The following is a 26,025-nucleotide window of genomic DNA, read 5'->3' as shown; positions in this document are numbered from 1 at the left end:
AGGTGGCCTTCGACCTAGATCTTCCGCTGGCGATAAACACCGTGAATGCGGGGATGTTCGGGACACTGGCGAACCGGACGGACCGGGATGCGCTGCTGAACCGGCTGAGCGAGCTGTTCGGGTCTGCTCCGGAGGGCACGATCCGGAGCGCTGAGATCCGGTACCTCCGACGGCAGCTGCACCTGAGTGTGCTGACCACGCTCGATACGCTGCTGCGCGAAGCGGACACCGAGCGGGCCATGGCCCGGCGGGAGCTCACCGAAAACACCGGGGAGAATCCGCCCGATCCGCGGCAGCTGCGCCAGTGGCGGCGGGCACGCGCGAAGCTGCATCGGGACCTGGCCGATGAATTCGACACAGAGCGATCCCGGCTTACTCCGCGCTCGGTGCGGGACACTGTGGCCGATCCCGAACTCGGCCCCGAGTTGACCATTGAGCAGAGCGCTTTGGCCGACCGGTACCTCGCGGTAGCGGAACTGATCGAGTTGATGGAGAACTACCAACGGGCCGCGGACCGCTACAACTGGCTCGAGGAACGGGCCGATAAACTCGATCTGCTGCTGCGCTCCGAGCGGGCCACCCTGGCCGGTGAGCCGGTCGACCACGCCGATATGGGTGCCGACTACGACGCCAGGATCTCCGAAATCCTGGACCAAGTCGCTGCGCGTTACGAGTCGGTCGATCCGACCTCGTACTACCAGCCGGTCACCGACCTGCTCCACGCGGTCGACCCGATCTGTGCTGCGGTCGGACTGAGCAATTTCTGGAATTTCCAGGTGGATCGTGGTGCATTGGACCGGATGCCGACTATGTCGAGCGAACTGGCCCACCCGCGCCTGCGTGGTGTCCCCGAACACATGGTTGCCGATGCGGCGCAAGGGGATTGGCAGCAGTTCGCGGACCTGGCCGAACTGGTGGCCCATATCAAGGAACACGGCGGTGCGGCACTCGGAGCCATGGTGTTCGCCGGTGCCGAGCGGGTCCGCGCCGGTCACGTCTTCGAGGTAGAAGAGCGTCTGGACGGCACCGTGGTGGTGCATGAATGGGTCGACGGTGTGGAGAAGGTGTTCGAGGACCCGGTCGCCTGGGCGGCGCGGCGGCAGCGCGAACTGGGTGTGCTGAGTGTGCACGCCATTGTCGCCGATGCCGACGGCAACGTCGTGATCCCGTTCGTGGAAGGACCGGATCGGATCGCCAAGGGCGACGACCTCCCGCAGGCATTGCTGGCCGGGCTGCCGTCCGGCAGGGCGCCGCCGAACTGGGCGTATGTCGAACCCATTCGCCGGGAAGTGGTCGACGAGCGGGCCGCTGCATTGGCGGCAATCACTGCGGTGGCTGCTATCGCGAATATCGATGTGCAAGACCTGATCTCCGATGACACGGAGCGTGCGGTCGGGGCTTTCCGTCGGCTGGTGTCGAACTTGACCATGCCGGACCAGCTTCGGTTGGCGCGGACCGTGGAGGTCGAGACGCGGCGCTACCACGAACTCGCCCGCATGGAAATGCGCCTGGGCCAATTGTTCGACGAGATGTCCGATTCCGAGATGTCACCGCAGCTGGCGCAGTTGTGGGACGAGTATGTGCTCAAAGTTCGGGACTGGGTGCACCAGGTGAACGACTTGCGTGCGCTCGCGGTCCGGGCAGATGCGGATCCGATAGCGCTGCTGTCGGAGGAACAGGCCGCTGCCGAACTGCAACGATTGCGCGAGCTGCCGGTTGCCGACCCCGAGCTTCTCGAGGATCTGGCTAGGTCGGTGTGGATTGTCGAGTCGGCCATCAGGGACGTGCACCGTAGAGACCAAATTGTCGACTCCTATCAGTCGACGTTCGCTCATGTTGTCCCGCTCGACGAGGCTGTGCAGACTATCCGGAAACTGATGGACGCCAGTGGAAATTCCCGGGATCCGGTCGACTTCACATACAAATTCTTCCGCGGCGACGTGGTCTATGCCGAGGCCACCGCGGTAGTGCTGAAGCAGAAGCTGCGGGAGCTGGGCTGGAATGATCCCGACCGGATCGATACGGCAGTTGCGCTGGTGCGTGACGGCGCCCGCGGTGTGCTGGAATACATGGAAACCTATCGGCGGCAGCTGGAATCGCTACCCGAAGAGCGAAAACTCGCCGAAGAAGAAAAGATGTCTGCGCAGGTGCTGATTCGGATATCCACCGCCGATGACGGATCCCGTTCGCTGCACATATCGGTCGAATGTGATCAATATCGACCACGACGCTATAGGGATGCCCCTGCCTGGTCTGCTGATCTGCACGCATCGAGTGAAATCTCGGAAGACATCGTGGCTCGGCTGGAAACGGCAGATCGGTGGGGTGTCGAACAGTGGGGTGAGATCTGGGCGTACTTCAAGGAGTCGGTGCGACCGGATGCATTGGTCGCAGTGGCGTCGGCACCGCCCGCAGAGTTGTCGGATTTCGACAAGAAAGTGCGACTCGTCCGAAAGCTGTACGACGACCACCACATCCGATTCTTGGGAGGATGGGTGGCGTATTCGTTGGAAATCCTCGAAGCGGTGGTTGAATCGTTGCGGGACAAGATTGCCGAACATGGCACCCGGTACAACCTGAAATACGTGATCTTCGAGCCGATGTCCGGCCGGACCATGGGTAAAATGCGCGGTTACGGTACAACCCGGAAAGATTTCTATCAGACGATTCGACTCGATCAGGATTCGGCGTCCAATTTTGTGGACGCAGAACAGAGTTCTCTGCAAGCCATGGAAACCCATTTCTGGGCGTGGTCGCGACGCAGGGCCTTCTACAAGATCACCGGTCATGAATTCGATCATGCGGTGGACAATGAATTCCTCTACAGTCTCAGCCTCGATTTGCCCGAGGTTCTCGAGGTCGGGCACCGTTACTATGCTAGAAACGGGGTTCTCCCGGATTCGGATCAGGTGGTCGAAGAGTGGCTGAAGAATATCCCGCTATACGGTCATGTAGACGGTGACCCGGACAAGGGGTTGCGACCGGTCGAAGCATTATCGGAAGGTGGGCAAGCCGGAGCGCACGATGTGTTGCTGCCGCTGACCGATCCATCACGACTTATTCATTGGCACATAGTCGACGACGGTTCACGCCCGGAAGTCACCTTGGCCCGGTGGGCGCAGTGGTATGCGGATACGAAGCCGCCGGGATTCCTGTTCCTGAACCGGCTGCTGCGGAAAGCCGGAGCTTCGATGCCTCGGGCGATAACAACCTCGCCCACTCTGGACGACGGCACCAGGGGCCACCCGGCCCGGGCGAAGTGGGCCTATGAGCTCGGAATTCCGGGCGGGTTGTTGGTGCTGCGCGATGTTTGCACGGAATATAAGCGTCACGATATCGAAATTCCGAGCAAGATCGGGCTGGCCGGCATCCGAGTCAGCACTTACGAGAAGGCTTTCGACGGGAAAACGCAGGAATTCGCCGATACACACACGGTGGCCGAGCAGCTGCGCGCCCGGGGCAAGGCGATGGATGCCGATCGGCCCGGCAGCGGCGTGAACATCGGGGCTTTGGTGTTCGAGGAGGGCGCCCGCGGTGGTCGACGTGTCTATTTCCTGATCCGCAGGGTCGCCGACAATGGCAGAGTTCGCATCGAACAGCGTGATCCCGACCAGGGAATATTCAAACCTAATTTCGTGCCTGCCCGGGAATCGATGGGGCAGCAGGTCGACGCTCTGTTCCTGGACAACCTCGGCAACGCGATGGAAGCGGGACCGGCCCGTCCGGCGCCGGAACAGCCGTGGGTGCCCGAGCCGGCGGTCACCAGGCCGCTGCGTGGGCGTCCAGCAGCAGATGGGGATGCCGTCGAGTCGGCCATGGTCGGTCCCGACCACGCTCCGGCCGACGACGAATCCGCGCAGCCGGCGGTGGGCGCGGCGATCACCGCCTACCCGGCGTACTTGGACGCGGAGCGTCCGACGGCCCGACAGGTGCCGTCCGACACCGAAGCGGCCCAGGAACTGGCCGAGTTGGAGATCCGTCGGCTGGTGCGGCGGCAGCGGCTGCTCGACGATATCCGCGACCTGGACCGTGCGGTCGCCGCGGACCGCGATGTGTCGTACGACGCCGATCCGCGGCTGAGCGAGGCGAGTGCCGCCGACCTGACCCCGGAGCTGCTGAACAGGTTGCTGGATGCTCCGCTGAGCCAGGGATACCGCGAGCTGTTGTTCATGTTCGCAGGCGAATTCGCCGAGATCGCCATCATGGACACCGAGATCGCGCACCTGCGGTTGCGGGCTTCGCGGAACCTCGGTCTGGACGCCCTGGTGAACCGGTGGGAAGCCGTGCAGCAGGCGCGCGCCGCCGCGCAGCGCACTCTCCGCGGTGGCCGGGTTCCGGAACTCACCGATGCGCGGGCGCTGCGCCGGGCCCGGCGAGACCGGGCCGGACTGTACCGGAAACTGCTTGTCGCATTGGACGAGGCGACCGGAGAACCGGTGTCGTCGGCCGAGTTGACCACCGAGGAGATGCTCGAGCGGGTAGCCGAGCTGGAGGATCAGGATTCAGTCCTGGGCTTGGTGCAGCGCTACCAGGCGCAGCGCGCCCGGGTTGCCGCGATCGACGAATTCCTGGCCGCCGACCGGGAATTGCGCCGGTTGGCGGATCTGTTCGCGCAACTCGCCCCCCTCGCACAGAGCCGCGCCGCACTGGACCGGGACACCGAAGCCGCGCGCCGAACCCCAGTCGACACACAGATCGCAGCAGTACTGGACGAGATCGCCGACCGATTCGAACCAGTGGCGGTGACCACTGCGCTGCCGCAGCGGACTCCAGAGCAGGGCCCGCAGCCGTGTGCCCTGGTGGTGAACCGGTTGGTGGATTTTGTGGAACGCCGCCAAGAGCTGCCGTCCAGATCGCTGCCCCGGTTGACCCTGGTGGCGGCCGAGGGCCTGGCCGGTGTGCCGGAAGGACCGATCGCAGAGGTGGCCGACGGTGACTGGCAGGATGTGCCCTCGGTGCGCGAGCTGGTCGAACGCATCGGCGAGGAAGGCGGGGCCGCGGCCATCATGCTGCAGCGGCGCGGCGGCTGGCACCTGGTCGAGGTGGAACGTGAAGACGGCCAACTGATCCTGCACGACATCGACGAGAACGACGTCGAACGGATCCTCGACGATGACGAGCAGATCCAGCGGTGGCTGCACGACCTCGAATTCAGGCACCGTCCGCGGCAGGCGAAGGCCATTGTTGTGGATGACAACGGGATTCCCGAGGTGCCGTTTGTGAAGCGGGACCGGATGGCCGTTCCAGCGGACCGGCCGGACGGGTTGGCGGGCAATGCCGACGTGCTGCGCACCTTCGGTCGCGACGACCTGCCCGAGGATGACTCCGAAGAACGCGACCGGGACAACCGCGATGCGCTGCACCGGCAGCAGAACCAGTTGGGGGCCAGGTTCGGTGACAGTAAGAGTCAGCGCGCCCTGGAGCTCGACGCATTGGAGTTTCTGACCGGGGACGCCGACTACTTCGTCGCCGAGTTCGATACCAGGAGCGAGCAGACGGGCCGTAACCCGCTCGGCCCGGTGCGGTTGTTGCAGTACAACAAGGATGCGCACCAGGAGCAGCTGGGCCGGATGGTCTTCCAGTACGGCGACCCGATGACTGCTCCCGTGGTGCTCGGCATCGTGGTCGAGGCCACCACCGACGGCGCTGCGCTGTTTGCACAGCCCAGGAAGATCCTCGCGCAGCTCGAGGCCGGGCGGGAAGCGTTCGGTGACGTGGCCGCGATCGTTTTGCACCGCCACGACGACCCCGACCTGGCACAGGGGCGGGGCACACCCGGGACCGATCTGGACGAGTCCGACTCAGTCGCGTTGGCCGCGGAGCTGGTCAGAATTCACCAGGTCCGGGAACGGAATAAGCCGCGCATCGAATTCGTGAGTTGGCGCGATGGAATCGGGGTCGCGGACGAGGCGCAGCTCTGGCTGCGGGACGAGGGGATCGACTCCGTTGTCCAGGCCCCACAGGAGCCAAGCCAGTTGTCGCCCAGCCAGGCCCATTCGGACCTGGTCGATTTTCTGAACATGCTCCAGGACGACCCGGACGAGGCGGCGCGATGGGTTGCCGGGCTGTCGGATCAGAACAAGAAACTGCTCATCGAGGCGGCGCCGGAGCAGGTGGCTGCGCTCGGTGTGGATGGGGACAGCGTAGTGGGGGCGGAACGGTCCGAGCTGGTGAAGTGGCGGCTACACACACTTGTCGAAGTAAACCGGGACCCTCGGTTGCGGGCGACGCTCGATGCGGTGCTTCGGGCCGAGCGTCGCAGCTATGCGGCGGCTTACCAGAATGTCGAGCCGACTGTCCGGCCGCTGGCGTTGCCGCTGGAGCTGACGCCGGACAGCCGGTCCTTCGTGCTGCTCGACGGCAACGTGGACCCGACCGAGATCACCGTTTTCGTCACCGCCGAACAGCCCACTCCGGAAGCGTTGCGGGCCGGGCTGTTCGAGGCACACGACTTCGCCGGTGCGGCGATCGAGGAGCAGCTGCAGCGTGGGGACCGTGGCCGGCTCACCAGAGTGGTCTGGCAGGGCACCGACCCGCACCGGCTGGCCGGCGACCTGGACACGGTCGCCAAAGCCTATCCGCGGGCCCGGATCAACTTCGTCACTACCGGGGATGCCGACAGCGTCGCTATGGTGCATGCCGCAGTGGCCGAGCCGATGATGCAAGCGCACCAGGAGCGGCTGCAGACCGATCCTGAGGGTGGCGTCGAGGTGGCGCGCCGACGCCCGGTACTGTCCGCGACCGAACTCGGGCGATGGCTGGCCATGACCGAACAATTGGGCGAGCTGGCCGCGCTGCGAGACTGGATGCAACAGGCGCCCACACCCGCGGAGCGGCCGGTGCTGCCCGAGCCGGCGGAGCTGACTGCGCAGCAGCGGGAAGCGGCCGAACAGCTATGGAGCCGGCTGAACAGCGGCGAGAAGGGCTGGGCTGAGTTCAGTCTGGAGCAGCACAAGCTGCTGGTGGCCGCCTACCCGAGCGAGCTAGCCGACCGGGCCGAGCTCCCGGCCCGGTGGCGCGACCGGGCCAACCGGATGTACCTGGCCAGAGAGCTGGCTTTCTACGAGGAGCTCGAGGATTCCGGCCTGCTCGAGTTGGACCCCGCTGGAGTAGACCGGTTGGCCACGCTGCGGGCTCGGGTGTCGGAGCTGAAAGAAGCCGAGCGGATCGCCGCCGGTCTGCCCGGACACCCGCCGGTGCAGGTGCTGACTCTCGGCCTGAATACTGAACCGGGACAGCAGCGGATGGCGGTCTCCTTCGGCGACCTCGACACCAGCCGCCGGGTCCAGCTGCGGGTGGGGACCTCTGCCGAGGGCCTGTCCGGCATTGTCATGCGCACGGCGGCAACGGCATTCGTCCCGCATGGAAACCAAGCCGTACTGATGTATGTCGGCCCGGCCACGCTGGTCGAGCAGGCCGCGAACTTCCTGAACGCCGACCTCACCGACCTGCTGGCCGTGCACCGGAACTACCGCGTGCGAAACGGGTTGGCCCCGGCCGAATTCGACGTGGTCGCACACCCGACGGCCGAAGAAATCGTCGATATCGCCGCGCTGAACTGGACCGGAACCCGCGCCAATGTGACCTGGTTCAACGAAGAGGCAGTCGATCGGGATGCCCTGACCCGACACCGATTGCCGGACACCATCACCCACGAACTACCGCTGCTACGCAGCCTCCTGGAAGGCAGCCCGGCCGAATGCACCACCTACGTCGGCCGCTCCCAGCGCGAGCGCTACCCGAACAAGCAGTGGCCGGCGCTGACCGCGGCAGGCGTGCACGGCCGCACCGATACCGAATTCGCCACCATGCAGAACGCGGGCTGGTACCAGGAGTCGTTCCCCGCGTCGGTGATCAACGGCCGCACCGCCCACGACCGCATCGCCGACATCCTGTGCGCAATGGGCCCTGGTGCCTCCGCCGTGGTGGTTGACGAATACGAACATTTCGATCGGGAGAACCCGAATAAGATCGGCTCGCACACCTACGAGATGTACGTCGGTGACGACGGTGAAGTGTATGTGCGCGACTGGCTCCAACAGGACACCGGCGACGCTATTGCGCTGGACAACGCCCACCGCGAGATCGAAGGCCGGGTCCGCGACAGCGTCAAGGAAACCTTCGTCAGCTTCCGCGACGGCGACGGCAACCCCACGGTAGAACTGACCCCCGACACCGCCCGCGTCCCAGGCGACCGCAAGATCCTGAGCAACATCGGGGGACAAAAGGGGCCGGGGAGCGGCCAAGAGAGTCAGGGTGTGCCGGAACAGCATCCGTCGGGCGAGGACACCCGGCCGAAGCAGGACGCCACCACCCGCAGGGCCCGGACGCAGCGCGATGACCTGGCCCGTGCGCTGGAAGTCGACTGGCGGCAGGTTGATGTGGAAGTGGCGCAGATCCGGGCGGAGCTGGCCCGGCTGCTCAGGATCGAAGACCCGGCGGTGCTGTTGTGGCCGGGGGTGCTGCGGGAGGTGGTGGAGCAGGTCGGGCACGAGCTGTCGGTCCGAGCCAGTGGTGTTGTCATGGCTGCGCGGTCGCGGCGGGTAGGTGAGCTGCTCGGGTGGATGGGCGAGCAGGTCATGAAGGGAGCGGGTATTCGGGCCGGCCGGATGTCGGTGGCCGAGATGACGGTGAATCCGGTGGGACGGGCCATGGGCAAGCGGACCTTCGCAGCTCAGGAACGGCGCACGTTGGTCGAGGTGTTGGGTCTGGAGCGGGTCGCGGCGGGGTCGCGCCCGGCCAAAGCGGATCCGGTGAGCCTGCTGCAGGCGCTCGGGGAGACGGTCGGCCAGGGCCGGGACAATCCGCTGACCGAGCTGGCCACGGCGGTGAACCGGCTGGCCGAGCTGACTCGGTTGGCCGGGTTGGTGGACGATGCCGATATCGACGGTGTCGCCCGGAAGCTGGACCGGGAGTTGCGGGCGCGTGTCGAGGCCGGTGCGGGCGTGCCGCAGACGACGGAGGAGCTGCGGCGAGAACTCGCCATCAACCGGTTGAGCCGGATCCTGACCCGGCGCGGGCCAGGGGTGGTGTCGGAACCGACTTTCCAGGCACTCTCGGACGCCGGCAAACATGCTGTGGCCCGGGCCGAGATCGCCAAGGGTGTAGAGACTTTCGACAACCCCGCGGCGGCACGCCGGTACGCGGACGAGACCTGGGGCCCGGCGATGCAGGGGCTCACGGTGAACAATGTCATGGCGCTGGCCGAGACCCGACTGTCCGATGTGTACGGGGTGTACGACGCCTTCGATGTGGCCAACCGCTTCTTGCGGCTGCCAGCGGAACAGCGCTCGATCGACGATCCGGGGTTCCGCCACTTCCAGCTGGTGGACCCGCTGCAGCAGGAAATCCGGACCACCGATCCGGTGCTGATGGTCGGCCCGCTGCCCTCGGAGATGGCGAATACCGCTGTCGGACACGGCGATACGGTGAACCACCCCGGCTACAACGGTATGGAGCTGGATATCGACGGTGTCCCGCCGAGCCGGATTCCCGGTGCGGTCTGGCACGCGCATGTCCCGGCCCGAGTCGGTCTGCTCTGGGATGCCGACCGGAACGCGGTGCACCTGCGCCGGGATCTGAACAGCTTCCCGCCGACCCGGGATTTCCTGGACGAGGCCGGCCGCCGCCACGTCTACACCGTGCTCGAGGCCCCACGACCGTTCGGCGATGTGCTGGTGACCGGCCCGCGGGTCCCGACCCTCCCCGAACCACACCCGGTCTTCCCGACACTGCCGGATGCCCCGGATGCGGCGGCCCTGGCGTGGGCGGAGTTCCACGAGCAGGTGGACGCCGATACCGCTCCGCTGCTGTCCGGAATGGAGCCTCCGGCCGAGCCGCGGGTGCGGATGGAACAGCGGGACCGGCAGTGGCAGAACACCAGTGCCGAGCAGAAGGCGCTGATTCTGGCGCACCTGGCCGATCCGACTGCGCGGCAGCCGTTGCCCACCGCCGCGGAGCTGCCGTCGGCGATGGCCGACGGGCTGAACCGGATCCGGCTGCAACAGCTGCAGCATGAGCTGCTGGACGGCGAGCACACCCCGGAGAACGCCGAGCAGCTGCGCGAGGTTCAGAACTGGATCGACCAACTGCACATGCTGCAGCGCTGGGCCACTCATCTGCCCGGCAACCCGCCGGTGCAAGTGCTCCGACTGGAACTTGGCCGGCCGCGGGTGGTGGTGATCAAGGTCGGTGCCGATGTCTCGGCGCAGACGGTGCATATCGGCCACAGTGGCACCGACCAGGCGGTGGCCGGATTGGCAACCGCCATGCACGAGGTGGCCCAGGGCACGCCGGAACAGCCACGGGCCGCGGAGTTCTGGTTCGGGCAGGATGCTGCGGATCTGAAGGACTTCCTCGCGGACCGGGCGGTGGCACTGTCGCCGGCCGAACTGACCGTGATCCGGCACGGCCCGAACATGTTGGAGCTACTGCGGCAGGCCGAGATCGGTGAACTGGGCATCGAGGTGCGGCAAAGCCTCGATCTCGCGCAAGTGGACCCGGCCCCGATGCTCGCGGGCAACCCTGAGGTGATTGTCCGGGATGCTGTGGCATGGCTGGGGATACCGCAGATCGGCGCCATGGTGCCTGCACCGGATGCGTCCCTGTTCGCGGTGGCCGAGGCGGCCGCGACGATCGCGGCGGCCTGGCCCGGGGTGCCACCCTATGCGCAGCAGCTGCTGGTGCGGCAACACCCGGAGGTGCTGGCGGTGGCGGTCGGCCTGCCCCGGGAAATCCGACAGCAGGCCCGCGACATTGTGCGGACCCGGCTGGAGCAGGCGGCGGCGACGGACCGCGGTCTGAACTACGAGCAGGGACAGCGGCTCGCGGACTTGGAAATGGTCGACGAGACCATGACACAGCTGCACCAGGTGCGGCGGCGGGAGAAGGCCACCGGCATGCCGGTCGCGGAGGTGCTGTCCCACCACCGCGCGCCGGACGGCGCGCTGGAGCTGACCGTGGTCTGGTCGGTGCCGGACCCGTTGTCCGCGAACCGGGTTCACCGACTGGAATTCGAGGATATCCCCGATCCCGGGGAGGTGGTGAGACAGGCGCGGCAGTTGCTGTCGCGCAAGGAAACCGATGCGGTGATCGCGACGGTCCGGATACCCGGTCCGGGGCGTGCGCCGGTGGCGCCCGGGGAGCGGGCGCAGGCGGCCGCCCGGCGGTTGGCCCGGCAGGTCGCGGCGGACACCGGTGCCGCCCGCGGACTGCTCCCGTACGGACAGCGGCCGGAAAACCACCTGCACGCCCCGGAGTCGGCCGCACCGACCCTGCGCGCGGCGATGGCGCTGCTGACGGTGACCGGCCTGGTCGACCGGGCGGAAGCCGGAACCGAGTTCACCTGGTTCCCGGATCCGTATCTGGAGATCACCAGCGCTGGCGTGCGCATCGGCACCGAGCTCACCCGGATCCAGAGTGACATCCGTGAGCTGATCCGCGAGATCCTCCCGCCCACCGAGCGGATGCCCGCGGTGACCCCGGACCAGATCGGCCTGACCCTGCTGGAGCTGGCGGTCGGGTTCCCCGAGCATGCGAATACCCACCGGCTGCTGGCCCGGCTCGCGGAGCAGCTGCGGGCGGTGGCGGCCGTCCGAAGCCAGTTCGGTGAATACACGAAGGGCAGGCGCAACTCGGCGTTCTGGGACCAGTTGGCCGACCGGGCCCAGACCCGGGAAGCAGCCCGCGTGCTGGCTCGGCGGCAGCTGCTGGTGGTGCGGATCACCGAGGCGGCTCAGCGGCTGGCCACGGACAACAACGACCCGGTGCTTGCGGCGCAGCTGGCCGCCGAGGCGCCCACGCTGACCGCGAGCCGGGTCCGGGAATGGGTGATGCTGCTGCTGGATGCGGCCCGGACCGAACCAGGCCGCTACGAGCTCGACGGGATCGTCGCACAGGCCGCGCAACTCGCTGTGCTGGCGGCGGAGGCCCGGCATCTGCGCGATCACACCCGGGAGCCAAGGCTGGATGTGCTGGCGGCGGCGCTGCCGCAGGCCTTCGTGCTGCGGGCAGAGCTCCGGGCCGAGGTGGAGCGGCAGCGTCGGGCACACGACGTGACTGCCGAATTCCTCACCGGTCCTCACCGGCTGCGCGAGCTGCGCGAGATTCGGGCCATCGCTTCGCGCCGGCTGGAGGAGCTGCGGGCGCATCGGGATCCGGCGGATGCGGACGTCGTGACTGCGCAGGCCCGCTACGACGGCCTGCGCGAGCTGGTCCAGGTGGTGGCCGAACTGGGCAGGGTGGAACGGGATTTCGCCTGGCTGCACAAGAAGGCGACCTTGCTGGCAAGCCTGCCCGCGGACGGTCCGGCAGGCACGCGCCGCACCGACGACGTATTCGCCGGTGTCGCCTGGGAATTCGGTCCCACCGTGCTGTCGGCCGGGATATTGGCCGACACTCTGGCCGAGATCGCCGACCGTTTCGGGTCGGACACCGCCCAGAGCGAGTACGACTACACCGCGAACCGCACGCCGGAGCGGTTGTGCGCGGTGCAGGTGGAGAATGTGGTCGCTATTGCGGCCGGTCCGGCCGCCGGGATCCAGGCCCGGTCCGCGGAGGATGCCGATGCTGCGCTGGAAGGCCTGGCGGACACGGTTTTCGCCAAGGATGTGCGGGCCGACTGGCACCCGGAGCCGGTGCCTGGTGGGCCTGCGGAGCTGATCGGGCTGGTCGGCGATCCGAAGAACGATGTGCGCCTGGCCGTGTTGGTCACCGAAGGCGGCAACCGCTTCGGCCACGTCGCCGTGGTGGTGCGGGCGAATGCCCGTCTGGCCGAGGTATTCCCGCAGCTGGGCGGCCGCAACCGCGGCAGGGTTGCGATTTTCGACCCCGCCGACCCGGTAGCCGACGAGGACGGCTGGATCGTCGGGGACGAGGCGGTAGCCGGCTGGCCGGTCCGAGCCGTTCGGGGTGTGGTCAGGCAGCATGTGCAGCTGTTCGACGAGGCCATCACACCGAAACTGCCGCTGGCCGGGGGCCAAGAGCCGACCGGTGGCCCGGAGCTGCCGCTGGGCGCACGGGAGGAGTGGCCGGGCCTCGACGAACCGGCTGGGCAGATATCGCGCGGTCCGCACACCTTCGAGCAGTTGCGGGCGCTGCAGGTGGAATTCGCCGAGTTGCTCGGCACTACACCGGATCAAATGGTGCAGGAGCAGGTCCGGTGGGCGGCGGTCGTGCTGCAGAACCAGCTGCAGAACCTGGGCGCTGCCGAGTTCGAGCAGCTGGCCGGGGACGGCCGGATGCCCGAGCTCATGGCCTGGCTGGGCCGGCGGGCATTGTTGCCTGCGGGCGGCCCGGACACCGAGCTGGACCGCGAGTTGGCCGCGCTGCTCGGTCTGCCGGAACTGCACCAGCCGATCTGGCGGCCGCAGCACACCTCGCCGCTGACCCAGCTGCGCCTGCTGGCCGACAGTGCCGACCCGGCACCGGAGACCCGCCGGTTCCTGGAGATCACCGAATGGTTCCTGGGGCTGGATCAGCGGGAGCTGTCCCGCACTCCGAAGGTTACGGACATGGTCCGGGTGTCCGGAGTGTCCGGCTGGACCGTCCGGCGCATCATGGCCGGAGAAATCATCCGGTCGGATGAGCTTGCACAGCGGTTCTACGCGGCCGCGCAATGGATGGGCGTGGAACTGCCCGCGACGCATCTCGGCCGGGTCGACCCGGACTATGCCGCGGCGAATTTCGTGCCGCCGCACTACGCGGGGGAGCAGTTCGTGCCGGGCCGGATGTTGTCCGCCATATCGGCAGAACCGCCCGCCCCGATGCAGGCCTTCGCGGAGATCCGCGCGGTCCGGATGGAGCTGGCCGAGCTGCTGGGCGTGCGGCCGGAGGCCGTGGACCGGGCCCGGGTGGCCGCCGAACTCGACCGGGTCGCTCAGGAAGCCGACAGCCCGCGCCGGATCCGGTTCACCGCGGCGGCGGAGCGGTTCCTGGGCTGCACCGACCAGGAGCTGCGCCGCAGGCCCACCTTGCTGGATGTGGCCGCGCTGGCCGCGGTATCGCACCCGTCGGTCTCGCATGTGTTCGCCAGGAACCGCCCGGTCTCGCCAGAGCTGGTACAGCGGGTGCTGGCCGCCGCCCTGTGGCTGGGCTACCCGGTCCCCGCCGAGGTGCGCGGGCGGGTGGACCCGGAATTCGCGACCAAGCGATTCGTGCCGCCGCAGCTCGCGGATGGCCGGGTTGTGCCGGGCTCGTTTACCACACGGCAGGTCTCCAAGCGGGCGATGATCACCGCGGCCGAGGTCGACGAGCACGCCTTCAAGCGGGTGCTGCTCGGGATCGAGCAGGATGCCGACGTGGTGCACCGGGTAGTGACCACGGTCGCCGACGCCGGGTACTGGCACCCGCGGAACAGCCACCCGGGACTGCCGGATTCCGCCCTGGCGGACAAGATTCTCGACGAGGACGGCACCCAGCCCTGGCTGCACCTGATGGACCTGTGCGGTCCGATGACCCTGGCGGATATCGCGGCCGCGTTCGGGGTCCGGTTCGACGCCATGCCCGAGCGAGGAGAATTGGCCGGCACCCTGGTCAGCGACCTGGAAACCGCAGTGGGCGGACAGGTTTCGCAGGTGGTCGACGATGTCGCCGCGGCGAAGGAACGGCTGCTGCAATGGGGCGCCGAGCTGGATGCGCAGCAGCCGGGCAGCGGCAACGGTGTCGGGGTGCTGGTCTTCGACCCGACGGTGCACGGCAGCGGCGTCAACGGCGAGCTCGGCCACACCTACTGGCTGGTGCGGCGCGTGGACGAGAACGGGAATGTTCGGGTCGAGCGGCGTGACCCGGGGATGGCCGAGTTCGAGTCGGACTTCACCCCGGCGCCGGAGACGGCCGGTTGCGAGGTTGTCGCGCTGTTCCTGCGCAAGCCGGTCGCCGGCGAGACGAACATCGGGACCGTGGTACCGGACGCAGACGGCCGGGTTGTGCTGCGCGGGGAGGATTTCCGGGTCGGCACTTCCCGGACCGGGGGTATAGACCCGGACGACGACGGTGGACCATCCGATCCGGATCGGGTGGACGACGTCGAAATCGAATTCGGCCCGGCACTGGCTCGGTTCCGAAACCGGATCGAGCAGAGCCGCGAAGCGATGCTCCGGGACGAGGTGGTCGCCGAACCCGGGGTGGTGACCGAGGCCGAGAACGAAGCCCGTGCCGTCCTGGTTGCGTTGCTCAGCCCCGAGCAGCGGCAGGCGTTCGCCGACGATGCCCGGTTGGCCGAGCTGCTGGTGACCCTTGCGATGAACGAGGACACCGACGAACAGTTGCGGGATGCGGCGGAAAACTACATCCTGGCGCACCATGGGTCCCGGATGCTGGCCGATGCGGATCAGCTGCGGCGCAGGATGGTGGCGATCGACGGGCTGGCGGAGCAGTTGCACGCTGGATTCGAGGCACTGCGCGGCAAAGGCGGTTCGGTCGAGCGGCTGCGCACGCTGATCGCGGCCGCCGATCGGATCGACGAACTCGCGGCCCAGCTCGTAGCGGCCCAGAACAGGCAGGTTCGGTCGACCTGGGGATATTTGGAAGCCATCGACCTGGTCAACGACTCCGATCCCGCGCGGGCATGGAAGACCGAATTGGCCGCGGCTCGGCTGGGTTGGCAGCTGCGCCGGATGCGAGCCACCCTCGGCGAGCAGCTGCGCGAGGAGCCGCTGCCGCTGAGCGAGTCGCAGCTGCGCGACCGGTTGGTCGGGCTGAACATCGACCCGGATTCCATCGACGTGGCGGCCTTTGTCGAACTCCGGGACATGGTCGACCAGCTCGACCGGCGTGCCGAGGATCGCCGGAGGTCCGATGCAGCGCTGGAAGAGGCGCTGGGACAACCGTTGGCCGCCGGTGCGGCGGCCGCCCCTGGGCTGGGCGGTGCACTGCGACACTTGCGCAGGTTCTTCGAAGCGAAGAGTGGCTCGCTGGCCGGGCAGTTGGCGAACAGGGGCGAGCCGCATGACATCCACCCGGACACCATCACGCCCGCGGATATCGACCGGCTCCACGACCTGGACGAACCGGAGATCGCCGAGCTGGCCGTGGAATTCCTCGATCTACGAGTCCGGGTGCTGTTGCTGGACCGGTTGGCAGCGGAACTGCGGGACAACCCGCAGGATGTGGAACTGCAGCGCCAGGTACGGGCGTTGGAGGTGTTGGTCCGGCGCCGGACCAACACCGAGCGCGACATCGAAGCGGTGGACGTCGAACTTCGTTCGCTGGCAAAGCAACTGAACAACCCACGGTTGGCCGAGCTGGACGCGCAGGCGTTGCGAGACAGGCGTGGCATGGCGTCGCTCGATGCGATTCTCCGGGCTGGGGAGTTGGACCCGACACTCGTCGCCGATTTGTCCGATGACCAGGAATGGGACCTGGGGCAGCGGCTGCTGGCGGTGCGGGATGTGGCTGCCGATGAGGTGCAGGAGCTGCTCGAGGCGCTCGGTCGGGTCCGAATTCTGGGCCAGATGGTCGAGTTCGCGAAGCAGCGGGAGAAACCCGAGGCAGCCTTCGATGAGTACGACACTGCGCTGTTGAACGGGCTGCTCGCGACCTGGCCGTGGGGGCGTCCGGACGCCCGCGGGGACCTGTCGGATTCGGACTGGAAAACGCTGAACGTGATGCGGGGGTTGGCCGATGGCACGTATGAGCCGGAGTCGCCCGATGCCGCAGCGGAGGTCCAGGACAGCGAAGGCGACGCCGCGCCGAGGCGGGTGCCGTCGCCAGTGGCGCGGAATGCGTTGAACTTGATGCAGGTGACGGACGGGATCAATGCCCGAGCGCGGCCACCGGTCACCCAGGCGAAGACACAGCGCGCGCTGGTGCTGGAAGCGACCTTGGCCGTCGTGGAGACATTGCAGGAACTGCTGCAGCGAGCGCAACCGCCGCTTCCGGTCTACCTGCTGGCCACCGGCGATCCGGACGGGGACGAAGCCGACCGGGGACGGATCGTGGTGCAGATCGGCGACCCGGACACGGCGAGCCGGGTGTTCGGATATGTGTCGCAGACCGTGTCACGCCGGGTGGGGCCGGAGGCAGAGGCCGACGCTGCCGCGGGCTTCTTCCAGGCCGAACAGCTGCTTCAAGACGGTCAGGTCGAACAGCTGCTCCGGGACGGTGCGGCGATGATTGTGTCCATCCCGGTGGACCTCGACGAGGTGTCGTTCGATCGTGCCGCGCCCGATGTGGATCCGGCCGAGCGGGACGGGCAGGCGCTGTTCCGACACCTGGCCGCGGCGATCGGTGACGGGCAGCCGGACGTGGTGTTGGTCGGCCGGGGTGACGGGATCGCGGCGGCGCAGGTGGCGCAGCGGTTGCTCGGCGCAGACACGGTGCGGGAGCTGCCCGGTCCCGCGCCCGCAGGCCAGCCCGGGTTCGTGCTCGCGGACTACGAATCGAGCACGACCGAACCCGGGCCCGGTTCGGCGTTGCGGCCGATGTTCGGGGCCGGGCTCTCGGCGCAGACGACCGCACGGCTCTGGCAGGGGCTTACCAAGCTGGAACGCAGTGAGCTGGCCAGGGATGCCGCGGATCTGGTCGCCGGGCTGGATGGCATCATCGATGCCGATCGTGCCGAAGCCGTGCTGCGCGAACTGGCGCGGACGATGCACGACCGGCCCGAGCGGACGCCTCGGTCGGCGGCGTTCTGGGCGGCGCTGAACCGCGCCGACCGGCTGTTGTTCCTCGACTGGCAGCAGCATCTGGTTCGCCCGATTGCGCTTCCGCTGACTGGAAATCCGACGCAGGACCGGACTTTCGTCGGAACAAGCACGCTGACCGATGCCAATGAGATCACCGTGTTGGTCACCAGGGGCGAGCCCACCCCGGGTGTATTGCGCATCGGGATGATGAATCTCGCCGAAACCCTGCTCGATACCCAGGGTCCCGGTCGGATGGCGGTGGCGGTGTGGCAGGGCACCAACCCGGAGCGGTTCGCCCGGGACATGGAAGCGCTGGTCGAAGCCCGCCGGATCGGCCGCGGACCCGAGCCGAGGATTCGCATTGTCGTCGTGGACGAAGCCGGAAACGCGCTGCTGACCGCTGCCGCGGCACACGCCGCCTTCCCGGCACACGGTGCGACATCGAATGTCGCCCTGGTCCGGCGGGACGCCGCGCTGCCTGACCGGCCTGCGACCGTCGACCCGGCGCTCTCGGCGAGCGAACCCGAGCCGGTCGATGTGGTCGCCGACAGTGCGCCACAACCCGATGCCGTGAACCCCGCCCGCGTTGTCGAACCCCGACCGGTCTTCCTGCCGGAGCCGGATGAGACTCGGCTGAGCGAGGCAGCGGCGCTGTGGACGCGGTTCCAGGAGGATGTGAGCGCCGAGCTGGACGCCCGCTTCGCCGGGATGGACGAGTCGGATGTCATGAGCGCCATGCCGCGGGTGCGCAGCGAAGTACAGGCGCAGCAGTGGCAGCGGTGGGATGCCGACACCCGGGCGCTGCTCCTGGCGCACTTGACCGATCCGATCGCGCAGGCGTGGGCCCAACTGCCCACTGCCGCGGAGCTGCCGGAGGCGATCGCAGACGAGCTGAACCGGGAGCGGTTGCGGCAGGAGCGGGATGCGCTGGGCGCCAACCGCGATTCGACTCCGGCGGACACCGAGTGGCAGGCCGAGCTCGACGACTGGGTCAACCAGCTGAAGATGCTGCAGCGCTGGGCTTTCCACCTGCCCGGTCACCCGCGGGTGCGGGTGCTGCGGGCGGAACTTGACGAGCAGCGGCAGCTGGTGGTCGCAGTCGGGGACGGTCCGGCCGTGACGCTGCAGGCCGGCGACCGCAGTGGCGCGGACATTTTGGCTGCGATGATGGCCGAGGCCCCGGCCGGCGTCGACCCGGACCACATCATTCGGGATGCACTGGGCTGGTTCCTGATGGTGGACATCGCCGATATGCGCCCAGCGGTGACCGCGTCGCCTGCCGATCTGGCTGGGATGGCGGGGGGCAATGCCGAGGCGTGGCACGGCTGGCCGCCCTATGTGCGGAAGCTTCTGCTGCAACGGCATCCGGATGCGCTGCGGCACGCGCTCGGGCTGCCCGCGGCGGTGCGATTCGAGGCGAATATGGCAGTGGTCCAGGCCGGCCTTGCGCAGCCGGTGGACCTCGGACCAGAGCAGCGGGGGCTGCATGATGCCCTGCGCCTGGTCGATTCGGCTGTCTCGATGTTCCCGACGGTGCAGCAGCAGACCGGCACCCCACCGATGGTGCTGCAGTCCTATCGGCACACCTGGGACGGTGTACTGGAACTGAACGTTGTGTGGGGGGAACCGAGTTCCGCCGGCCGGGTGGACCGCCTGGAATACGACAGCACGGCGGATCTGGAGGCGGTGCAGACAGCCATGACGGCCGCCGGCCGGCGAGCACAGGCGATGGCGGAGACCTGGGAAGGCCGGGCTGTGGTCGCGGTGATCCGGGTGGCGGCAGTCACCGAGGAAACCGCCCCGACCGTACGTCCGATATCGCCGGGGCGACGGTTGGCGGGGCAGGTCGCGGCCGACACCGGAGCGCACAGCCGGCTGCACTCGCATGACCACGGGCCGGAGAACCACCTGCATGCCGAGCCGGCGCGGGCTGAGACGCTTCGCGAAGCGATGGAGATCCTCAGCCCGCTGAACCTGGTCGATTCGGCCCTCGCGGGCGAGGAATTCCGTTGGTTCCGCGACCCGAATCGAGATCTGCGGCATGCGATCGACGAGTTCGGTGTCGAATTCGCCAAGGCGAAAGCGGACATGCAGCAGCTGATCAGCGTGTTGCAGACGGCAAAGCCCAATTCCGGCAAGCGGTTCGACCGGTTCTCCCCGAACGAGATCGACCAGATGCTGCAGGAGCTGGCCGTCGAGTATCCGGAGCCGGAGCACGCGACCACCCATGCCGAGCTGGCCGGGCTCGCGGCGCGCAGGCTGGCGATCTACCAGACCCAGGAGCGTTTTCGGCAGTACCAGGATGACGACCGCACCGCGGAGTTCTGGGCCGGGCTCGACACCGAGACCAGGCTCCAGGAACTAGCCCGGGTGCTGTCCCGGCAGCAGCTGCTGATCGCATCGATCGCCGATGCGGCCCTGGCGGCAGCCGCGGATCTCGACCCTGATTTCGCCGCCTGGATCCGGGGCGAGATGGATGGTGTGAACGCACGCCGAGTCCGCGGCTGGGTCGAGCGACTGGCTCGCGCCGCTCAGGATGGCCGGATCCGGGAGCTGATGTGGAAGGCGACGGAACTGGCCGTGCTGGATGCCGAAGTCCGGCATCTTCGGGCGCGGGTCGGCGCGCAGGTCCCGTCGGTCCGCGGGCTGGACCTGCTGGCCGATGCGCTGCCGACGAGATATGCGCGCCGGGAGAACTACCGAGCCCGGGCCGAGCAGCTGCAGTCGAAGCTCGGGCTTTCCACCGAGACCGTCTTCGGCCCGAACCGGCTACGCGAGCTGCGCACGCTGCGGGCGCAGGCGTTGACCGACCTGGCTGAGGGTTTCGGAGTCTCGGCGACCGAGCTGACCCCGGATGGGATCCGGCGGCAGCTGAATGCAGCCCCTGCCTATCGGGTGGCGGAACTGGCAGCACTGCGAGACCGGCACATCGATCTGAGTGTGCTGGTCGGGGCGGTGACCGAATTCGGCCAAGCCGATCGGGAATTCGACTGGCTGAAGAAGCAGGCGCGGCTGCTGGCCGATCTGCCCGCGGCCGGTTCCCAGCCGGTCGACGATTTCGCCGCGGACTTCGGTGTGATCGCCACCGACGCGATGGTCCACAGCCTGGCCGAGATCGGACAACGGTTCGGCCACGATGCTGCCCAGGCCAACTATGGTTTCACCGCGCACAAGCCGGAGCCGCTGTGCGGGGTGAAGGTGGAGAACGTGGTCGCCATCGCGGCCGGGCCGAATGCCACCGGGATGCGCCCGCGCTCGCTGGAGGACGGCAAAGCTGCCCTGAATGGCTTGTTCGGCAAGAGTATGGCCAAGGACCTTGGCGCGAAATGGAATCCGGAGGAGCTCGATCCCGGACCGGCCGGCTTGGCTGATCTGGTCGATCTTGCCCGCACCCGGCCGGATATCGGCCTGGCGATCGGCGCTTTGGAGCTCGGCAAACGCTTCGCGCATGCCATTGCCGTCGTACGGGTAAACCAGGCGCTGGTCGAGGAATACCCGCAGCTGCAAGACTATCTCGACGAGATCCTGGTCTTCGATGACGCCGACCCGGAAGCTCGGATGAACGAAGGTTGGATCGTCGGCCGGGATGCGGTGGACGCTTGGGTGATTCGGGCCGGTCGGGGCGTGCTCGCGGCGCAGGTCATGCTGTTCGACCAGGACATCCAGGCGAAACTGCGATTGGCCGAAGGCGAGGAGCCGACCGGCGGCCCAGAGAAGCCGCTGGGCGCCCGGGAGGACGGGCCAGCCGCCGACGATGCGGCCTCGAGCGATGCCGACGCGGAGCAGCAGCCGCCGAGCCCCCGGGAAGTCTTCGAGGCGTTCCGCGCCGACTTCCCACAGGTGGATCGAACCGCCATGGATCGGGCGCTGACGCTGGTCACGGCGATGACGGATGCCGGGATGCGGCTGCGGATCGAACGCGGCGAGCTGAATCTGCTGGAGGTGCTGGACGCGGACGACTTGCCGCGGCTGCAGGTGCAGGTGGCCGGGGAGGACTCGCTCCTGATCGAGGCGCAGCTGATCGAGGGCGAACCGTGGGCGGATGCTGGGCGCGGGCTGGTCGATGTGCTCTCGGATTGGGCTGAGCATCCGAACCGGGATGTGGTCCGTGCCGCCATGGCGGAGTACCTCGGCGGCAAGCTTGCTCAGGGCTACGACAACGTCACTGTGCTGGTCGATGTGTACGGCGCCGAGGGCCGGCGGTGGATGCAGGTGTCCGTGGTGGATGCCGAGTCGGAGAGCGAATGGTTCTTCTACCGCGAGGAAGACGGGTCTTCGGAGACCCCGAGAACGCTCATAATGCCTACCCTCGAGCCGTTCGAACGGGAGCCGAGCGCACCGGCCGCACCGCCTGCACGGGTGGCGGCGCCCGCGGTGGGTACGCTGGCAACCGGGTCGCTGGAGCCGGGAAGAGGGCTGTTCCGCCGGTCGGCGCCTCCCCTTGTCTCAGCGGTCTCCGGCACGCCGGAATACGTGATCGGCGAATTCTTCACCCGGCCCACGCGGGGCAGGGACGGTGAGCTGGTCACCGAAACGGGTGGGCCGCTGCCGGCCAACGCGCAGCCGGTGCCGCTGGCCTGGAGTATCGACTCGGCCGCCCGGGCGCTCGCACAGACCATGGCGCAGGAGCTGGTGGCCCAGGGCGCCCGGCCCGAAGTGCGGACCATGCTCGACGGCTCGCTGGCCGGGACCCTGCAGCTCGTGGACGAACACGGCACCCGGCTGCTGACGGTGACCATGCACCCCGGGAACAGCTCGATCACCTTCGAAGTGCGGGTGGTTCGCGCCGACCCGGCCCGGCTGGATCTGGTGCGCCGCGCGGTCCAGCTGATCGGCGGGTGGGCGCAGCTGGTGGGCCGCGACGAATCCCTGCAGAACCTGCTGGCTGAACTGGACACGCTGCAGCAGTCGAACTTCACCGAGGCCGCGGTGACCGTCGAGGTGCGCGGCCCACAGCCCAACGATGCGACGAACACCATGGGCAACCGTCGGCTGCAGCTATTGCTGCAGGTGGAGCGCGGCAAGACCCGGACGTTCCGCTACGGCGAGCGCGAGGCGGCCATGGCCGAGCTGGACCCGGACGGCCGGCGCGGCAGCCGGGGCCACTGGAAGGGGACCGAGACGCTGCGGTCCGATCTGTTCAATGCCGCATCGCCGGATGATCCGCAGTATGTGCGGCCGGAGGAGCTCGTCGCCGCAGTGCGGGCCGGTGATGCCGCGGCGGCGCTGTCACTGTTGCAGCAGTTCAAGGCGCGAGTGCAGGCCGAAGGTGTCCCAGCCAGAGTGGTCAGGCACTGGCTGCGCCTGGACCGGGTGGACGTGCTGTCCGACGAGCGGCTGCACCAGGCAGCAAGGGAATTCGGCGTCGACAGGTACCGGACGATCATCCGGCTGGTCGGCTGGCTCGACCGGTATACGCATATCGACCATGGCACCCGGCGCTGGCTGCTGACAGTCTTCTCGGCGCTGCCTGCCGACACTTCCTGGCAGCCGAATGCGCTTGGTGTCTGGTCTTTCGTGGCCGAAGGCATCGTGGTGTTCCAGGTGGACCCGGGCGACAACGGGGTCGAAATCGGGCTGCAACTGGCCGAAACGGACCAGGTGCGCGCGGGTGCGGCGGTCCGGCTGATCGACATGGTCGGGGGCTGGCGGGCATTCGGCGATCGCGACATGGCAGTGGCGGTCATGCGGCGGGTGCTCGGGGAACGGACGGCGTCGGGCTACCGCACGCTCATCCTGAAAGCCGGGGTGACCGGTGCGGAGAACAACCGGCATCTCACGCTGACCATGGAGACCGCCGGCCTCCGCGGCGACACCATCAGGTTCGAGTACGACGAGCGCAGTGGCATTTGCAGCTACCAAGTCAACCAGCGCAACCAGACATTGGTCTCCCCCGATGACGGGTCGGCAATCCAGAATGTCGGTGCCGAGGGTGCGGCCCGAGACCGAGTCACCGAACTGTTCGGCAGCCCCCGTGGCGATGAGCGGTCACTGCCGACCGTACTGCCGGACCCGCCACACCGAATGCGCGATCTGCGCGATAAGACCGAGCGGCGGGCGCGGACTCGGGATATCGACCGGGATGTCGTGGTGCGCTGGTTCGCCGGTGGTGAGGTGGATGCCGAGGCGGCGGTCCAGCTGCGGGCGGCGGTCGAGGAATTCGGGTACGACCAGCCGCAGCTGGCGCTGTGGCGAGCCGTGGCGGTGGATGCCGCGGTGCCGGTGGGCACGGTGCTCTGTGTGCTGAAGGGCATTCCGGTGCGCCCGGAGACCGCGGCCGCGGTGGCCGATGCCGCCCAGGAGCACCGCCTGAATCTGCCGAGCGACATTGCGGTGGATCCGGAGGCATACCCGGATCCGTATCCGCAAGCGACCGCAGCGGAAGTGGCGGCTGCGGCCGGGGTGCCGGTAGCGACGGTGGAGGCGGTGATCTCCCGGCAGCAGCCGGTGGACGACCGCTCCCACCGTCGTGCCCTGGCAGCCGCACTGCAGCTGCGCCACCGTCGCCTGCCTGCTGACCTTGGTGGGGTGCGCAATCCGGGTCGGGTGGCTGCGGTCGCCGCAGTGGCCGAGCGCAGCGAGGGCGCGGTGCGGCTGTTCCTCGACGGCCGGATCGATGTGGAAACCGATGACGGCACAGTGATTTTCGACGCCGTGCAGCAGACCGCGAACTGGGACCTGGACCCGCTCGCCGGAATAGCGGCGATGATCGGTGCGGGCCAGACGCTGCTGCCTGGTCCGGTGGATACCACTGTTCGAGAGTCGGATCCGCCTGCGATCGGGGACGGCAGTGTGGCGACTCCGCCGCAGGAACTCACCGTGGTCGAGATGCTGGAGCGGATCCACCAGCTGCAGGACGAGTCCCGGCCGTCCATCGCCCAGCAGGTCGCGGACGAGGCCGGTGTGCCGGTCGAGCAGGTCGTCGAGCTGCTGCGCCCGGAGGAGGACCGGGTGCCGGTGACCGAGACGGATCCGGCAGCCGCGCGGCGGGAGCAGGTGATCCGGGACGCCGCCGGGCGCCGCCGGATTCCCAACCCGCGGACTCAGGCCGCGGTGGCCTGGGTGGCGGGCTGCTCCACCGCTTCGGTCGGCCGAGTGGCCAACGGCGACAGCACGAACATGGATCCGGACCTGGAGTGGCGGATCCGGCTGGCCGCCCTGATCGTCGGCTACCGGCTCCCGGACCCGGGTACGCCGCCTGCCGAGCTGACGGATGGTCCGTCCGGACGGGGACCCGGGTTCTTCGGGCTGGGCCTCGGCATTTTCATGCTGGGCGCGCAGCTGATGCTGGAGAACCACCGGGGTCCCGGCGGCCGAGGCCGCGGGCGAGTTCCGGAGAGCGGCGATGGCAGTGTCACCCTGCGGCCCGTCGTCGATCTGGCCGACTACGAAAACCCGCCCGCCGAGGACCAGGACGACCTGTCCGGCAGTATCTGTGTCTCGCTGGTGCACGAGGTGCTGCACGCGGTGCTCGAAGGCCCCGCCGCGGACCGGATGCGCCCGGTGCCGCGGCATGTCACGCGCCCTGCAGGCACCTCCGATCTGACCATGGCGGCGGGTGCGGACGCGGACTTCCGTACCGAGCCACTCGGGTTCGGCGCCGAGGGCCTGGCCGCGGCGGTAGCCGAGGTCCGGGATCTCGGCAAACATGCCCTCGCCGGTGTGATGAACTGCGGCGACCGCGGCGACCACGCCTTCGTCGTGACGCGGGTGACCCAGCAGCTGATCGACGAGAACCCGGAATTGGACGGGCCGGTCGATGTCGGCGACATTGTGGTGCACGACAACGGCTTCCCGGGTGCATTCGAGGGCCGGTGGATCATCGGTCCGGCGATCGACGCCTGGATTCAGGCGGCAGGCCGCAATGTCGGCCAGATCGATGCCATTGTCTTCGGCAGTCCCAGCGACGCGGAGATCCCGCTGCACGGTAGGCAGCCGCACGGTCTGGCTGACCGTCGGATCATCGGCACCCGGGACGAGACCGGCCCGGTCGACCGCACCCCCGCCTTCACCCCGGCTATGCCGGATACCAGCTCCCACCGGTACCGGCGCAGCAGGATCACCCTGGCCGATGTGGCCACGGTGGCAGGCGCGACCGGGAGCACGGTGGATAACCTGCGGCTCGGCAATGCCGGAAAGGTGACCGATCCCGCACTGCGGCAGCGGATCTGGGCGGCACTGCGCTGGCTTGGATATCCCATGGACGCGGAGCTGGACGCCGCGCTTGCGCAGTCGGTGCGCGAGGTCGCCGAGGCAGGCCTGCCGGAGTCGGCGACCGGGGCTGTGCTGGAACTGGTGCAGCGGCGCAGGGCGCTGGTGCTGGAGCTCGGGGTGGCGGCAGCGGATGCCGAGGAGCAGTTGGACCGGACCTGGCGGATCCTGGCCAAACAGCTGGGGATCA

General features: G+C 68.2%; 1 protein-coding gene (running past both ends of the window). It reads left to right on the top strand.

This entire window lies inside a single protein-coding gene on the top strand: locus OHB12_RS08035, encoding a GNAT family N-acetyltransferase (protein ID WP_327117624.1). The 97,350-nt coding sequence extends 19,183 nt beyond the window's left edge and 52,142 nt beyond its right edge, so the window shows coding positions 19,184-45,208 — codons 6,395 (partial) to 15,070 (partial); the first codon wholly inside the window starts at position 3. Both the start codon and the stop codon lie outside the window.

Source organism: Nocardia sp. NBC_01730 (genome assembly GCF_035920445.1).
In the GTDB taxonomy this organism is placed as follows: domain Bacteria; phylum Actinomycetota; class Actinomycetes; order Mycobacteriales; family Mycobacteriaceae; genus Nocardia.
The sequence above is the reverse complement of the archived record's forward strand: the minus strand, read 5'-3'. Positions and strand labels throughout refer to the sequence as shown.